Source organism: Serratia sp. AXJ-M (assembly GCF_046531865.1).
Lineage (GTDB): Bacteria > Pseudomonadota > Gammaproteobacteria > Enterobacterales > Enterobacteriaceae > Serratia > Serratia liquefaciens.
The window spans coordinates 528,354-544,568 of sequence record NZ_CP059394.1 but is presented as its reverse complement, the minus strand read 5'-3'; the positions used below and the strand labels follow the sequence as shown (position 1 = coordinate 544,568).

Annotated in this window: 11 protein-coding genes; 9 read left to right on the top strand and 2 right to left on the bottom strand. The window is 57.0% G+C overall.

Annotation, left to right across the window (positions count from 1 at the left end; all coding sequences use genetic code 11):
• Positions 1-239 precede the first annotated feature (239 nt).
• The 6 genes from H0S68_RS02520 (at position 240) to H0S68_RS02495 (ending at position 9,647) form a co-directional block, all read left to right on the top strand.
• Positions 240-524 carry a 2Fe-2S iron-sulfur cluster-binding protein gene (locus H0S68_RS02520; protein ID WP_122076923.1) on the top strand — a complete coding sequence of 95 codons (285 nt, stop codon included), beginning with the start codon at positions 240-242 and terminating at the stop codon, positions 522-524.
• A gap of 15 nt (positions 525-539) precedes the next feature.
• Positions 540-1,469: a diiron oxygenase gene (locus H0S68_RS02515; RefSeq protein WP_122076920.1), complete on the top strand. Its 930-nt coding sequence runs from the start codon at positions 540-542 to the stop codon at positions 1,467-1,469.
• A gap of 269 nt (positions 1,470-1,738) precedes the next feature.
• Positions 1,739-7,273, top strand: a complete 5,535-nt coding sequence (locus H0S68_RS02510; RefSeq protein ID WP_410529132.1) for an amino acid adenylation domain-containing protein — start codon at positions 1,739-1,741, stop codon at positions 7,271-7,273.
• Positions 7,260-8,072, top strand: a complete 813-nt coding sequence (locus H0S68_RS02505) for a cyclase family protein (protein ID WP_122076912.1) — start codon at positions 7,260-7,262, stop codon at positions 8,070-8,072. Before H0S68_RS02510 ends, H0S68_RS02505 begins: the two co-directional genes overlap by 14 nt.
• Positions 8,069-8,806 carry a tryptophan 2,3-dioxygenase family protein gene (locus H0S68_RS02500; RefSeq protein WP_122076910.1) on the top strand — a complete coding sequence of 246 codons (738 nt, stop codon included), beginning with the start codon at positions 8,069-8,071 and terminating at the stop codon, positions 8,804-8,806. The genes H0S68_RS02505 and H0S68_RS02500 overlap by 4 nt, the downstream gene beginning before the upstream one ends.
• 70 nt (positions 8,807-8,876) lie before the next feature.
• Positions 8,877-9,647: a thioesterase II family protein gene (locus H0S68_RS02495; RefSeq protein ID WP_410529131.1), complete on the top strand. Its 771-nt coding sequence runs from the start codon at positions 8,877-8,879 to the stop codon at positions 9,645-9,647.
• Between the two features lie 3 nt (positions 9,648-9,650).
• Here the strand turns inward: H0S68_RS02495 and H0S68_RS02490 are convergent, their stop codons facing one another.
• The gene (locus H0S68_RS02490) at positions 9,651-10,820 is read right to left on the bottom strand and encodes an MFS transporter (RefSeq protein ID WP_130016126.1); all 1,170 of its coding nucleotides are present in this window, start codon (positions 10,818-10,820) and stop codon (positions 9,651-9,653) included.
• Positions 10,821-10,924: 104 nt separating this feature from the next.
• On the opposite strand from H0S68_RS02490, the gene H0S68_RS02485 reads away from it, so the two are divergent.
• Entirely contained in the window at positions 10,925-11,692 is a 768-nt protein-coding gene (locus tag H0S68_RS02485; RefSeq protein WP_128865527.1) for an AraC family transcriptional regulator, read from the top strand.
• Here the strand turns inward: H0S68_RS02485 and H0S68_RS02480 are convergent.
• Positions 11,689-12,723 carry a LacI family DNA-binding transcriptional regulator gene (locus H0S68_RS02480; protein ID WP_122080574.1) on the bottom strand — a complete coding sequence of 345 codons (1,035 nt, stop codon included), beginning with the start codon at positions 12,721-12,723 and terminating at the stop codon, positions 11,689-11,691. The genes H0S68_RS02485 and H0S68_RS02480 overlap by 4 nt on opposite strands.
• Positions 12,724-13,113: 390 nt before the next feature.
• Here H0S68_RS02480 and ascF point away from each other — a divergent pair, with 390 nt between their 5' ends.
• Both ascF and H0S68_RS02470 read left to right on the top strand, forming a co-directional pair.
• Positions 13,114-14,556: a PTS cellobiose/arbutin/salicin transporter subunit IIBC gene (ascF, locus tag H0S68_RS02475; protein ID WP_217331504.1), complete on the top strand. Its 1,443-nt coding sequence runs from the start codon at positions 13,114-13,116 to the stop codon at positions 14,554-14,556.
• A 225-nt stretch (positions 14,557-14,781) separates the two neighbouring features.
• Positions 14,782-16,212, top strand: coding sequence for a 6-phospho-beta-glucosidase (locus H0S68_RS02470; protein ID WP_130016123.1), 1,431 nt, complete (start codon positions 14,782-14,784; stop codon positions 16,210-16,212).
• Positions 16,213-16,215: the final 3 nt, after the last annotated feature.

Genomic DNA, 16,215 nt, shown 5'->3' with positions numbered 1-16,215 from the left:
ATGCACATCTGCACCTGTAAAAATAAAAAAAGAAATAATTAACGAATTAACCATTAAAAAATAAAAAGACAACGCAAATATTAATGAAATGTTAAAGTTATTAACCATTCATGTTGACAATAAACAACTCAGAAGCTACTGTTATTCCGCCATCAAGGCACATAAATAAAAATATCATTCAATCAGGGAAGAATAATGGACCCCACACCATTTAATTAATAGCCAAGGGAATCCCCGCCATGATTTCACAATCAAAAAACACCCACTATCAGGTTATTCTTGATGGTGAGGACACGGGTAGTTTTTGCTCCGAGAAGTCACTATTAGATAACTTTGAGAGTAAAGGCATCGATATTCCACATTTATGTCGCGCAGGAAAATGTGGCTGCTGCAAAATGTTGTTAGTCAAAGGTGAAGTGCGTCATGGAAAACAAAGCGCCCTGGCCGAAGATGAGCTTGAGGAAAATATTATATTAGCTTGCTGTGCCTATCCGCTGTCGGATATTGAAGTCGAACTCTACTAAAGAAGGATTCTTTCCGTGAGCATAATTGAAACAACCCTGAAAAAATGGGATCGCGCTGCTATTGTCCGTTCCCGTCCGCGTCGCATACTTAATGAGCAAGATTACCAATCCAGGCAATATTTCCCTACGGAACGCCTGCCGCTTTGCATGCACCCGCGCGTGGCAGCGTTGGGTGACGAAGCACTGCGCTATATTCAGGTCCAAACGCTTTATCACTATCTGAATGGCATTGCCAACATTGAGCTGGATATTATTAATGACTCAACCTACAAACTATACAAAAATACCGCAGGCGTCGATTTCCCCGCAGATATGCGCCTGGATGCACTAACCGTCGTTGTAGATGAGTCCTATCATGCTCTGGTCGCACTGGACCTTATCAATCAGGTCGAACAGATGACGGGCATAGCGCCGCTGAGCATGCCGAAAGACACCGAAGCGTCCTTCGCGCTCGCGCTCGCGCTTGGTCAGACCCCGGATGAACACCGTGAATTATTCCGGCTGGTGTGCGTTTCCCTGTCAGAACAGGCGTTAACCACCGATCTCATCGATGTGATCGACAATGAAAATATTTTCCCCTCCTTCTATCAGATCATGAAAGACCATGTCGCGGACGAAGGCCGACACGCCCGCTTTTCTCAACAGATACTTGGGCATATATGGCGCCACAGCGATACGCATGCAAAAGAGGCGATGAAACTCCCCATCCTGACCTTTATTGAACACTATACGACGGATGCCATCGCTAAAGAATTTAGCGCCCGGATGCTAGGTCATTTGAATATGGATGCAGAAGCCATCGCCGCCGTCATTCACGACACTTACCCACCTGCAGACACCAAGCCATGGGAAACCAATAATATTGTTACGCAGCAAATGCTGCTGGCACTGGATAAAGCGGGCATACTCGAAGACCTGCCGATTTCAAAAATAACGCAGGCATAAAACAGATAAACCGAATTAAAACTGGGCATCAACACCGGATGCTCACGTTACACTATTACTAGGAAGCCAATGTGGAACTATTAAACATAGTATTCTCAGGTGATATCCATTGCGGGGAAGCGCTCACCTCAGAAATACAAGAATATGGACATCATATTTACCCGTTATCTTCACCCCGCCTACCCGCCGAAAAAATCGATCTGATAATAACGACAAACAATCATCAGGAGGAATTACAACGACTGCAGAAATTATCTGAAAACGTTCTGGTGATATCGTCCAATAAAGAAATAATCACCGATATTGATAGTTTACAAAAACAAGAATACTTATCCCTGTATTTTATTCAAAAAGAAAAAATCGGCTACCTGTGCGGCAGCCTGATACCCGATGCCCGGCATAGCCAAAGAAATAACGCAGCGCAGCTGAAAGACTTAATCTGCGACGTAGTGGTCTCTCTGTCACGCGGCATACCGCCTGACAATATCAGTTTGCCTCCTCGCATCGGCCAGAAATGTTATTCCGCTTCGCCAGAACGCCTGCGCGCTTTGATCGTCACGCTTTTACAGCGGCTGGGTGACCAGACCCAGGGGCGTTGCGCGACCGATCTCTGTTTCGTCACCTGGCGAAAAGAAGCTGACTTCCATACCCTTGCCGAAGATCAGGTCACGCCGGAGAATCAAAACCTGCGGCATTTCTTCTTCAATGAAACCGGCATTCTCAAACAAAACCGATACGCGCAAACCCATGCGATGATCTCCCTGACCCCCGCCGGTGATGGCGTGTGGGTCACGGTCACCGGGGACGATGCCCGTTTCCAACGCTTCACCGACTATCTGGACGCGCTGCTCACCTCTGAGGACGATCCCGCTACCGCGCCGCTGGTCATTTCGCCTGATGAAATACGCCAGTTGGCGTCCTTCAATGATACCGCGGACGCGACCCTGCTTTCCCAAGATATTGTCACCCTGTTTCGCCGTACGGCGGCGGCAAATTCGGCGCTTATCGCCTTGCATGCCGACGACAGAGAATACAGCTATGCTGAGCTCGATGACGCTTCTGACAGAATGGCTTGCTGGCTGCTCGAACACCGCGGCGACGTAGACGGCCACGACATTATCGCCGTATCCATGCAGAAATCCGCCCTGCTGCCAATCGTGATGCTGGGCATCCTGAAAAGTAATAAGACCTATGTTCTGCTCGACCCGCAGGCCCCGGCAACCCGCAATCAGAATATCCTTGATGATGTGCGGCCCACGCTGATCCTGGCCGATACCCTTCTGCAGGCGGGGAATGCGCCGTGCATTGATCCGGCAACCATTAATTACCAGGCAATGACCCTGCCGGCGTCACATCTTCCCCGGCTGTCTGATGGCCTGGCTTACCTCTGTTACACCTCGGGCACCACCGGCAAAGCCAAAGGCGTCATGATCACTCGTGAGGGGCTTGCCAATGTCGCGCAAAACCATCGCGACTTCATGCGGTTGGAAACCGGCAGTAAAGTCCTGTCGATTGCCTCTCTGGGTTTTGACGCTTTTGGCTGGGATGTTTATGGCGCCTTGATCAGCGGATCAACGCTCTACCTCGCCCCTGCGGCATTGCATACCGAAACCGATGCCTTATTCCGTTACCTCGCGCTGCACGAGGTGAACCATATCACCATTACCCCGGCCATCCTTGAGTTGCTGCCGCGTGAAACCTGGCGCGGATTAAAATCGATGATTGTGATGGGCGATGCACCGCCGGCGGATGTGGTGGCCTGGTGGGCGGAGCAAACTCGTCTGTGCAACGGCTATGGCCCGACAGAGGCCACCATCGCCACTTCTTTGTGCGAATACCAGCCCGGAGTGGCCTGGAACTGCATTGGCAAACCGCTGAAGAATTACCGCTGCCATATCCTGGATGCGCACAATAATCTGCAGCCCCTCGGCTTCGAGGGTGAATTGTGCATCGCCGGCCACGGCCTTGCCCGCGGTTATTTGAATCAGCCCGAATTGACCGGCGAAAAATTCATCACGTTCGCCCTACCCGGCAGTCAGGGTAAAGAACGCATTTACAAAACGGGCGATATCGCCAAATGGGATAAACAGGGCAATATTATTTTTATTGGCCGCAAAGACCATCAGGTCAAGATCCGCGGCGTACGCATCGAAATTGGCGAAGTGGAAACGGCCATTCGCACCCATCCGCAGGTAGAAAGCGTGTGCGTGGTAGCCAAACCGCAGGCCGCCGGCAAAGCGCTGGTGGCGTTTGTGCAAGCGTCGTCGCCGGTGTTGACCGCCGATGGCTTGCGGCATTCGCTGGCCCCTTTGCTGCATGCCGCCGCCATTCCGACCGCTTTCGTTTTCTTGCCTGCATTGCCGTTGACCACCAATGGCAAAGTGGCGCGCCAACGGTTGGAAAACTGGGTTATAGAAGACAATGACGGCGATATGGCGCTGCCGGAAACCGAAACTGAAGTGATCCTGGAGCGCATCGTGACCGAGGCCATCGGTTGTACCCGCGCCGACGTCACGCAAGACTTTATCTGCCTGGGTGCACACTCACTTACCATGAGTAAAATCGTTTCGCTGGTCGCCCGGGATTTGTGCTGTCGTCTGAATATCGCCGACCTTTTCCAAAACAATACGATACGCAAGCTGGCGGAATATATTGAGAATAAGGCGGTTTCCGCAGACAGAGCCGTTCCCATCGGCGAGCAACGCCGGGCGGCGCTCAGCCCCCAGCAAAATTTACTGTGGTACCTGAGCGCGCTGAATCCTGATGATTGCAGTTATAACCTGCCCATTGCGGTGGAGATCCGCGGGCCGCTAAATCTTTCGCTGTTCGAGCAGGCCATCAATTTCATTTATGAAAAACATGAAAGCCTGCGTACTCAATTTGGCGAGGCTCAGGGCATCGCCTATCAGCATGCCCTGCCGCATATTCCCATTAACCTTGCCGGGCATACCCTTACCGGGCAGCATCCGCCTCTGGAAGACACGGTGAAACAGCTTTGCGCCGTCCCCTTCGATATCACCCACCGCCCGCCGGTCACCCTGCGTTTGGTGCAGTACCATGACCAGCACCACGTGTTAGTGTGGGTGAAACACAACATTCTGACCGATGCCTGGAGTGAGGACCTCATCCTCAACGATCTTTGGCGCCAATACAATCATCTGTGCGGCGGAGGCCCCTACGCACTGCCGGCGCCAGAGGTTCAAACAATTGATATCGTCAATGATGCCGGGGAATCCCACCTCGAGAGCGATATCGCCTACTGGCAGCAAAAACTGCACGCGTGCAGAGAGTTGGATTTCCCCCTGGACATGCCTCGCCCCCTGGCACCGACGCATGCCGGCGAACGCATATGCCGCCGGTTGGATCCCGCCATCGCGGGGCTGCTGGAACAGCGCGCCAGGGTATTGGGCGCGACTCCCTTCGTTGTGCTTACCGCAGCGCTGACCTATCTGCTGAGTAAATACGCCAACCAAGACGATATTGTCATTGGCAGCGCCATCGCCGCGCGCGACAACCTTTACCTCGAGCAGGTGAGCGGATTCCACGTCAATACCGTACCGCTGCGCACGGTACTGAGCGCGAGTGACACCCTGGCAACCCTGATCGGTAAAATGACGGAAACCTGTACGGGCGCCTATCGGCACCAACAGCTGTCCTTCGACCGCATTCTCCACCAGCTTGATTATGAGCGCGTATCGAACAAAAACCCGCTGTTCCAAATCATGGCTATTCTGCAAAACGCCGGGGACGTGTGTCAGGCCGGCCTCCATGACTGCTCATTGCAAAAATTGCCGGTGTCTTCGGGTTTCTCGATGTTCGACATGACCTGGAACTTCAGCCTGGCCGCAGACGGCATCAGCATTGAGCTTGATTACGCCAGCGAATTGTTCCACGCCGCCAGATTGCAGATGATGCTGAACAATTATGAACAGGTGCTGCATCAGTTGCTGACGCAATCCCCCTCGATGGCGCTTGCCGCTATCAACCCACTCAGCGAGGCAGAGCAAACCCGACTTTTACAGCTCGCAAGCAATACGACGCAGAGCGCGCGTGGGACGCTGATCGAGCAAATTCATGACCTGGCACGCAGGCAGCCGGATTCGCTGGCGGTGAGTTGCGAAAAAGAGAGTTACAGCTACGAGCAACTGTGGCGCCTCTCAGAGCATGTCGCCCATTACCTGAGCGCGCTGGACAGCAACGCGTTTTCTGTCGGCATCATGATGGAAAAGAGCTGCAGGGTGGCGGCGCTGATCCTCGGCGCGCTCAAGGCCGGCAAATACTATATTCCCATTGATGTCCATTACCCGGCGGATCGCGTGCGGTACATGATTGACGATGCGCGCACGAAAATCCTGGTCACCGACGAAGCAAACGCCGCAGTGCCGGCGGATTGCCCGCACGTGACTTTCGAGTCAATACTGTCTGCCCGCCCCGCCGTTGAGCAAACGCGTTCGAACGGAGAAAAGGATCCGCTGGCTTACATCATCTACACCTCCGGTTCTACCGGCAACCCGAAAGGCGTGATGATTAGCCACAGCAATCTGAACAATTTCACCAATGACTTTGCCGACCGGCTGGCCCTGGGGCCTGCTGACAAGATGTTGAGCCTGACGAGCATCAGTTTCGATATTTTCGGTCTGGAGCTGTTTTGCTCTCTGGCCTCGGGTGCCCATGTCGTGCTGTGCCCGCGGGAAACCGCCATGGATCCCGTCAGGCTTTATCATTTTATCGAGCAGCAGCAACCCAGCGTCATTCAGGCCACCCCTACCGTCTGGGGCACCATCGTCAGTCATTTACCGGCGGCGAGCAGCCGACCGCTGACGGTGCTGTGCGGCGGCGAGAAAATGCCCGTCGCGCTGCTTTCACAACTGCGGCGCATCGCCACTCAGGTGCTGCAGGTCTATGGGCCGACGGAAACCACTATCTGGTCAACCTGCGCCGATCTGACCTTTGAGGGCGACAGCACCTGCATCGGCACGCCGATAAACATGACCGAGGCTTTCATTATGGACTCGACCGGCGGCCTGGTGCCCAGCGGCGCTTTCGGCGAGCTTTGCCTGGGCGGTGCTGGCGTATCTCCGGGCTACTGGAACAACGGTGCGCTGAGCGCCCAGGCGTTCGCCAAACGCCAGGTCCTTGGTACCGTCCATTACCTGTATAAAACCGGCGACATCGCACGCTTCAACAGCCGTGGGCAATTGGAATATCTGGGCCGTAACGATCACCAGGTAAAAATTCGCGGCCATCGCATTGAGCTCAGCGAGATCGACCTCAATTTATCCGCCATGGATAGTATCGCGTATGCCTTGAGCCTGATCGTCGGAGAAGGGAATAACGCCAGGATCGTCAGTTATCTGCAAATGGTGCCCGGCGCGGAGTTAAACGAGAAATCCGTGCGCGCGGCGTTGAAAAGCAGGCTGCCCAACATCATGATCCCCTCCAGCTTTATGGTGCTGTCCGCTTTCCCGCTGACCAATAACAACAAGATCGACGTTCGCAGGCTACCAGCCCCGACGATAACCCACTCGGCCTCCGAAACGGATTACGTGCCGCCGGCCAGCGACGCGGAACACGCCATGCAGGAAATCTGGCAAGCCGTGTTGATGCAGGAACACATCAGCGTGACGGACAGTTTTTTCAGCCTGGGCGGCAACTCGCTGCAGATCCCACGGCTATTGCACGCCATTCGCCAGGCGATGCACATTTCCCTCACTATTCGCGAATTCATCCTGCACAGCCAAATTCGCGAGTTGACCGCGCTGGCGCTCACCAAAACCAGGGAGGAAGCGGATGGAGTGCATTGAGGTGACCTACCGCGGCCGGCGCCACCGAGTGCATCACCATGAGCGGATCCCGCTGTCCGCCATGCTGAAATTCGGCGACAACCCAACCAATATCTACGGCGTGGCACCGGCGAGCGCAGCGCCCCTGCGCTACGGCGATTCGCTGGCCAGCGTAGAGCATGGGGGGGCATGCAATGCCTCCCGCATCTCTTTGGTGCCGCATTGTCACGGCACCCACACGGAGTGCGCCGGGCACATCATGCCTGGCGAACATAACGTGGCAGAGTTGGTTTTCGAGCCATTCATTGCCGCCACGCTGATTCGGGTACCGCTGCAAAGGGCCGGCGAGATGTCGGAAACTTATAATGCGAGCGCCCGGGGAACGGACCTGGTCATTACCCGCGCGGCGATCGACGATGCCCTGTCGCAGGTGGCGCCGCATTATCTTCAGGCGTTGGTGATCGCCGCCAAAGCGCCGAGCTGGCGGCTGGCGGATGAAATACCGCCTTATTTCAGCCACCAGGCGATGGCGCGCATCGTCGAGCTTGGCGTACATCACCTGTTGGTTGATGTGCCTTCGATTGACCGATTGCACGATGACGGCAGGATGGACAACCACCGCTGCTTTTGGGGAATGGGCCTGCCAACGGCGGAGGCGTGCGCAAGATTGCGCTGCTCCGTAACGGAAATGGCGCAGGTTTCGCCGGCAACCCCGGCCGGTAGCTATTTCCTGTCATTGCATTTGCCGGATTGTTCGGGCGATGCCCTCCCCAGCAAACCAATTTTGTTTCCGTTCTCCCAAGGGAATGACGCAGCATGAATTACTCAAGTTATTTGCAGTTAAATCAGCTACTCGCTTTGCAGCAACCGGCCTCGCCGCCGAGCGAACACCGCAACGAGAACCTCTTCATCATTACGCATCAGACGTATGAACTGTGGTTCAAACAGCTGATCGATGAGCTCCACTGCCTTATCGATCTGATAGAAAACGGCGACATAGCCGCCGCAAACAATGGGCTGATCCGCATCAACGCCATCACGAAAACCGTGGTGAACCAGATTGAGGTGATTTTCACGCTGAAATTCCATGAGTTCCAAAAATTTCGCGGTTACCTCGGCTCCGCCAGCGGATTTCAGTCCTACCAATTTGCGGGCATTGAGGCGTTGTTGGGTAAAGCGAACGGTAAAAAGTTGCAGCAGTACGGTGAAGATCCGGCCATTCAGAAAATGCTTGGCGCGATCATTCGCCCAATCTCGCTCTGGCAAGCGGTTCAGCGCCACCTGCTGCTGCTCAACGATCGCCAGGGACAGCAGGCCGAGTCCTTCAAGGCCATCATAAAAACCGTGCTGGAGGAAGCCTCCAGCGAGTCGCTGTTGCTGAATCAGCTGCTGGATCTGGACTCACTGCTGCAGGAATGGCGCTATCGGCACGTCAAGCTGGTGGAAAGAACCATTGGCCAACGTAAAGGCACCGGCGGGTCCGCCGGTTCCGACTACCTGAAATCCACGCTGTTTACGCCGATCTTTGACGAACTGTGGGAGGCGATCAACTGATCGCCTTAGCCGAAAATCCGGGGATCGCGCGATCCCCTTCCCCTTCATCCTGAACGGCGATTAACCTGCCATGCACAACATACCCTTCCGGGGAGCCGAGCGATGCCTGAAAGCGCTGACCCCCACACGCCAGGGCAAATTGCGACTGATTTGCTTTCCTCATGCCGGTGGCAGCGCCGGCACCTTCCGCGCCTGGAGCAGCCTGCTGTGCTCGGACATCGAGCTGTTCGCCATGCAATATCCCGGGCGTGAAGACCGGGCGGACGAAGCGCCGGCGTGCCAGCACCGCGGGCTGGTGGCCGAACTGCAGCAGGCGTTGGCCCCCCTGCAGGACAAACCCTGCGTCTTTTTCGGACACAGCCTTGGCGGCCGGTTGGCCCTGGCAACCGCACTCTCAGCCAGGCTGCCGCCCATAGGGTTGATCGTGTCCGCCTGCTCCACACCCTACGCGGCAAAGCACGGTCATTTGCTGCGCCTGACGCGCAGCGCGCTGATTGAAACACTTCACGAGTCCGGGCAAACGACTGCAATCACCGATGAAAACGCCGACCTGCTTGACGCCTATTTGCCGCTGATCCGCGCCGATCTCCTGCTTGCCAGCCAGCTTATTTTCCCACGGGAAACACATTTGCCTATCCCGCTGGCGGTTTTTTATGGCGAGGACGATCTTTGGGTCGACAGGCAGGATCTGGCGGATTGGCGGTTGCTGGCCGGGGGCGAAGTGCATGAACGACGCTTCCCCGGCAGGCACCTCTTTTTGAACGAACAGCGCAATGCGGTGATAGAGGCGCTTCATACCTTGCTGGCGGGCCCGCTGAGTGCCCCGCCAACTCCCCGCTGAGGGTTACGCCTGCTCGCTGTTGCGTTTACCCAATGCGACGGTGCGTTCGCCGCGCACGACGGTCCACGCCAGCAGCAGCGCGCAGGCGCTGCTCGCCATCAGCACGATGCCCGGCCGCTGCGCCATCCCGGCCAGCACCAGCCCCGCCGCCAGCATCAGGTAATACATCAGGCCAAGAATTGCGCCCGCAGTGCCCATGCAATCCTTATAATTCCGCAGCGCCCGGGCCAGAATATTGGGGATCGCGATGCCGTAGGCCATCACCACCAGCATCATCGGCAGCACGAACCACAGCTTATCTTCCAACAGGAACACCAGGCCGCCGCCGATCAGCGCCAATACGCAGGCCAGCATCAGCAGCGGCGTAAACAGCCACTGTTTGGCGATGAGAAACTTGTTGATTGCCGCGCCGATCCCGACGCCGGCGGCCAGCACCAACCCGGTATAGCCAAACCACTGCGGCGGAATGCCCAGCGCTTCAAACCGAAACGGCGCCAGTTGGTAATAGCTGAACATGCAGACGTTGAACAGGGCCACCAGCCATGCGCTGCGCCAGATATCGCCGTCTTTCGCCATGCGGCCTAACGTACCGAAGAAAGAACTTTTCACCACCTGCGCCGGGCGCGTTTCCGGCAACTGCCATGCGGCATAGGCCAGCAGCAAGGCGGCCAACGCCGCCAGCCCGGCGAACACCCCCTGATAACCCCAGTAATGGGTCAACAGGGCGCCGCTCAGCACCCCCACCGCGGGGCTGACCGCCATTGCAATCCCCATCACGGAAAACACGCGCGCCAGCTCATAGCCGTCGAACCGGTCGCGAATGGCGGTCTGAGTGCCTACGGAGCCCACCGCCGCGCCAAACGCCGCCAACACCCTTGCCGCCAACAACAAGGTAAAGCCAGTGCTGAAGATGGCGATGATCGACGCCAGCAGATACAGCGCCAGACCGGCCAAAATGGTGGGGCGCCGGCCGATCACGTCACACAAACGGCCCCAAACGACGACCCCGAATGCAAAAGCGAAAAAGTAACAGGACAGGGTTTGCGCCGCGGCCTGCGCGCTGACGTGAAAACCGTCGGCAATATGCGTGAGCGCCGGGCTATAGATCGTTTCCACAATCTGGGGAAACATCATCATCAGTGTCGCCAGGGTAAGGGTCAGTCTGCGTTGCATGGTACATCCCGTCTCCAAAAAGAAAGTAGGCCACAAAGTAGCACCTTCCCCACCCTGACCATTACAATATAAAAGACAAAAAACTTATAAAATCGGACACATTTATGGCATGGCTCAGCGCACAGGACGAATTTGATCCCGATGCTATCAACAATAGCGTGTTAGGCATTGCGGCCGAGCTGGCGCAGCATGATTCCGGGCCGCACTGGCACCACATGGGGCAGTTGCTGTTCAGCCAGCGGGGCTGTATGCGCATCACACTCAATGAAAGCATTTGCCTCCTGCCGCCGGCACGCATTGCCTGGATCCCCCCCAAGGTGGTGCACCGCGTTCAGGTTACCGGCGTGGCGGGCTATCGCTCGGTTTATCTCGACAACCAGCGCTACCCTGGCCTTTCGCCCCATCTGGAAGTGCTGTCGGCCTCTTCTTTGCTGCGGGAAGTGCTGGAGCGGATCGCCATCGCCGACTTTGCTACCCAGTGGGAAAGCGGCCCCAGCGCCAATATTCTTGCCGTATGCCTGGACGAAATACGGCATGCGCAGCGCGAACCGACCTTATTGCCGCTGCCCAAGGACCGCCGCTTACGGCAATTGGCCGGCATGGAGGAAGTGCCACCGCTCAATGAGCTGGCGCGCTACAGTGGCGCTTCGGAGAAAACCATCAGCCGCATCTTTCGCAAGGAGACCGGATTGAGCTACCAGCAGTGGCGCCAGCAATGGCGTTTGATCAAAGCCATCGAGCTGCTGGCGGAGGGATACGGCCTGTCAGATATCGCCGGTAAGCTCGAATTCTCCAGCGACAGCGCCTTCTCAACCTTCTTTAAAAATATGACCGGCAGCTCGCCGCGCGCCTATATGCTGATCCGCCGTTAACGGTCCGCCTTCTCTGCCGACAAATAAGGCCCCGCCGCTACCGAATCGCGCAGGATCAGGCTGGCCGGGAAGGTGGGGCGCTTGCTCAGCTCGCCGCCGTCCAGCATCGATACCAGCCGATTGATGGTTTCCTTGATCATGTCGGTTACCGGCATTTTCATGCTGGAGAGCGAAGGGATGGTATAAGGCGCCAGCGGGATGTCATCAAAACCAATCACCGAAACGGCGGACGGCACCGGAATTTGGCGCTCCGTCAACCGCTTGATAGCGCCGATAGCCATCTCGTCGTTGCTGGCGACAATGGCGCTGAAAGCGCTGCCGCTGGCCACCAGCGTATCAACCGCCGCCATGCCGCTTTGCGCATTCCACTTCCCCTCGACAATCAGGGCGCTATTGACGGCAATACCCTGCTCCGCCAACGCGGCTTTATAGCCGGAAAGCCGCTCCAGCCCGGTGGGCGAATCCAGCGAACCGGTGATGAAAGCGATATCGCGGTGCCCCTGTTCGATCAGGTGCCCCACCGCCGCCGCGCTGGTGGCGTGCTGATCGCTGAAGATGCAGTAGCTGTCGTTCAGCCTTAACCGACGGTTGATCACCAGGATCGGCTGTTTGTGCTGGGAAATGATCTCGTCCATTTCCGCGATCGACAGAAAGCGCGGGTAGATGATCACGCCGTCGCAGCGCAGGTCCAACAGGAATTGAATAGCGGCCTTTTCTTCTTCGGCGGTGTGCTTGCCGTCCGCCAGGATCAGTTGGCGGCCGTGCTCTTCCATGATGCGCGCCGACTGGAACATCAGCTCGCTGAAATAGTTGCCGCTGTACAGCGTGTTGGTGACCACCAACCCGATGGTCTGAGTGGTTTTGGTGGCGAGGTTGCGCGCCAGCAGATTGGGCCGATAGCCGGTCTCGGCGATGGCTTTCTCTACCCGTTCGCGCTTCTCCGGGCCCACATAGCCGCTGCCGGATAACACGCGGGACACCGTCGCTTTCGAAACGCCGGCCCTTTTTGCCACCTCAAGTATTGTTGCCATCTCTGCGCCGTCAAAATCCAGGGTTCCGCGCAGTCTACCCAAGACGCCCCGCCTTTGGAATGTTTTCGCGCCTGCCGTTGCCGCCCTCCCCAGCCTTAAAGTGACTGACTTCACGAAATTAAAAACCAAAAAATCATAATTCTTGCCAGAGTTAAAACAGATCAGCATGATTTTGTGAAACCGGTTTCTTGTGGGCGTTTCATTAAGATGGAACGGCGGATCGCCCAGGCGCGTACTTATACCCTAAATAATTGGAGCGGCATCAAGGCGGCCAGCGAGTCTCATCCCGATGAGCTTACTCAAGTAAGTGATTCGGGTGAGTGAGCGCAGCCAACACAGATGCAGCTTCAAGTATGACGGGTATACCCATAATCTAAGAGACGATACTCCATGCCGAAGAACTACACAGAGATCTCGCACGCCATCGTGGATGCGTTGGGCGGCCGCGCGAACGTCGAAGCCGTTACGCACTGCATGACCCGCCTACGATTCGTGGTGAAAGACAAGGCGCTGATCGACACGCCAAGACTCAAAGCGATTAGCGGCGTGATGGGCGTGGTGCACAGCGGCGAGCAGTGCCAGGTGATCATCGGCAACGAAGTGTCGAAAGCCTATCAGGCGGTGCTGGCGCTCGGCATGCCGGGCAACGCCCCCGCGGCCGCGCCGGCAAAGCGCAAAATCACCCTGAAAGGCATTGGCGCCGGCATCCTCGACGCGCTGGTCGGCACCATGTCGCCGCTGATCCCGGCCATCATCGGCGGTTCGATGGTGAAGCTGCTGGCGATGATTCTGGATATGGCCGGCGTGTTCGACAAAGGCTCGTCGACGCTGATCATCCTCAACGTGATTGGCGACGGCGCGTTCTTCTTCCTGCCGGTAATGGTCGCCGCGTCGGCCGCCCTTAAATTCAAAACCAACATGTCGCTGGCGATCGCCATTGCCGGTGTGCTGTTGCACCCTAACTTTATCGATCTGATGGCCAAGGCGGCGCAGGGCCAGGCGGTGGAGTTCGCCTACATTCCGGTGACGGCGGTGAAATACACCTACACGGTGATCCCGGCGCTGGTGATGACCTGGATCCTGTCGTATATCGAACGATGGGTCGATCGCATCACCCCGGCGGTGACCAAGAACTTCCTTAAGCCGATGCTGATTGTGCTGATCGCCGCGCCGATCGCGATTGTGTTGATCGGCCCGCTGGGTATCTGGATCGGCAGCGGTATCTCGGCGCTGGTGTATACCGTGCATGGCTATTTGGGCTGGCTTTCCGTCGCCATTATGGGGGCGATCTGGCCGCTGCTGGTGATGACCGGCATGCACCGAGTCTTCACCCCGACCATCATTCAGACCATCGCCGAAACCGGCAAAGAAGGCATGGTGATGCCTTCGGAGATTGGCGCCAACCTGTCGCTCGGCGGCTCTTCGCTGGCGGTGGCGTTCAAAACCAAGAACCGCGAGCTGCGCCAGACCGCCTTGGCCGCCGCCGCTTCCGCCATTGTGGCGGGCATTTCCGAACCGGCGCTGTACGGCGTGGCGGTGCGGCTCAAACGCCCATTAATCGCCAGCCTGATCAGCGGCTTTATCTGCGGCGCCGTCGCCGGCATTGGCGGATTAGCCAGCCATTCGATGGCTTCGCCCGGTCTGTTCACCAGCGTGCAGTTCTTTGACCCGTCGAACCCGATGAGCATTGTCTGGGTCGGCGGCGTGATGGTGCTTTCCGTGGTGCTGTCATTCGTGCTCACGCTGCTGTTGGGCTTTGAAGACATTCCGGAAAGCGAAGAGGCCCCAACGACAACCGCGCCTGCGGCCAATACCGCTAACGCTATCCATTAACACACTATTTTTTACCCTACATAATTGGTGTTGCATCACAGCGGCAAGGCCGTACATCCCCAGGAGCTTAGTCAGCTAAGTGACTGGGGTGCGCGACAAATCTGTCAGGAACAGATTTGAACGCTGCTTGCAGCGGCCCCGAAGGGGCAAGACCCACGGATGGGTCTTGTAACGCAGCCAACACAGAGGCAGCTTCAAGTATGACGGGTAATTATTGAGGATTTCATGTCTGATTCAACATTCCCGCAAGGGTTTTTATGGGGCGGTGCCTTGGCCGCCAACCAGTCGGAAGGGGGCTATCGCGAGGGTGGCAAAGGGCTGACCACGGTTGACATGATCCCGCATGGCCCCAACCGCATGCCGGTAAAGCTTGGCCTGGAGAAGCGCTTTACCCTGCGCGAAGACGAGTTTTACCCCAGCCACGACGCGATTGATTTTTACCACCGCTACCGCGATGACATCGCGCTGATGGCGGAGATGGGCTTTAGCGTGTTCCGCACCTCCATCGCCTGGAGCCGGATTTACCCGAACGGCGATGAGCTGACGCCCAACCCGGAAGGCATCGCCTTCTACCGCAGCCTGTTCAAAGAGTGCCGTAAATACGGCATCGAACCGCTGGTGACGCTGTGCCATTTCGACGTGCCTATGCACCTGGTAACCGAATACGGCTCCTGGCGCAGCCGCAAAATGGTGGAGTTTTTCACCCGTTATGCCCGCACCTGCTTCGAAGCCTTCGACGGGCTGGTGAAGTATTGGCTCACCTTCAACGAGATCAACATTGTGCTGCACAGCCCGTTTTCCGGCGCAGGATTGGTGTTTGAGGCAGGCGAGAACCCCGAGCAGGTAAAATACCAGGCCGTACACCACGAGCTGGTGGCCAGTGCGCTGGCAACCCGCATCGCCCACGAGGTGAACCCCGCCAACCAGGTGGGCTGCATGCTGGCGGGCGGCAATTTTTACCCCTGGTCCAGCAAGCCGGAAGACGTGTGGGCCGCGCTGGAGAAAGACCGCGAGAACCTGTTCTTTATCGACGTGCAGGCCCGTGGCGCCTACCCTGCTTACTCTGCCCGGGTGTTCCGCGAGAAAGGCGTGGGCATTGCGATGGAGGAAGGTGACGCCGAGATCCTGAAGAACACCGTCGATTTTGTCTCCTTCAGCTATTACGCCTCGCGCTGCGCGTCTGCCGATATGAACGACAACAACAGCAGCGCCGCCAACGTGGTGAAATCCCTGACCAACCCGCATATCCCGCGCAGCGACTGGGGCTGGGGCATCGACCCGTTGGGTTTGCGCATCACCATGAACATGATGTACGACCGCTACCAAAAACCACTGTTTCTGGTGGAAAACGGCCTGGGCGCGCACGACGAGTTCAACGCCGACGGCGAGATAGCCGACGATTACCGCATCAGCTACCTGCGGGAACACATCCGCGCCATGGCCGACGCCATCGCCGACGGCGTGCCGGTGATGGGCTACACCACCTGGGGCTGCATTGACCTGGTGGCGGCCTCAACCGGGGAAATGAGCAAGCGCTACGGCCTGGTTTACGTCGACCGCGACGACAACGGCAACGGTACCCTCGCCCGCACCCGCAAGAAATCTTTCTGGTGGTACAAAGCCGTTATAGCCAGTAATGGGGCCGATTTGGGGTGATGG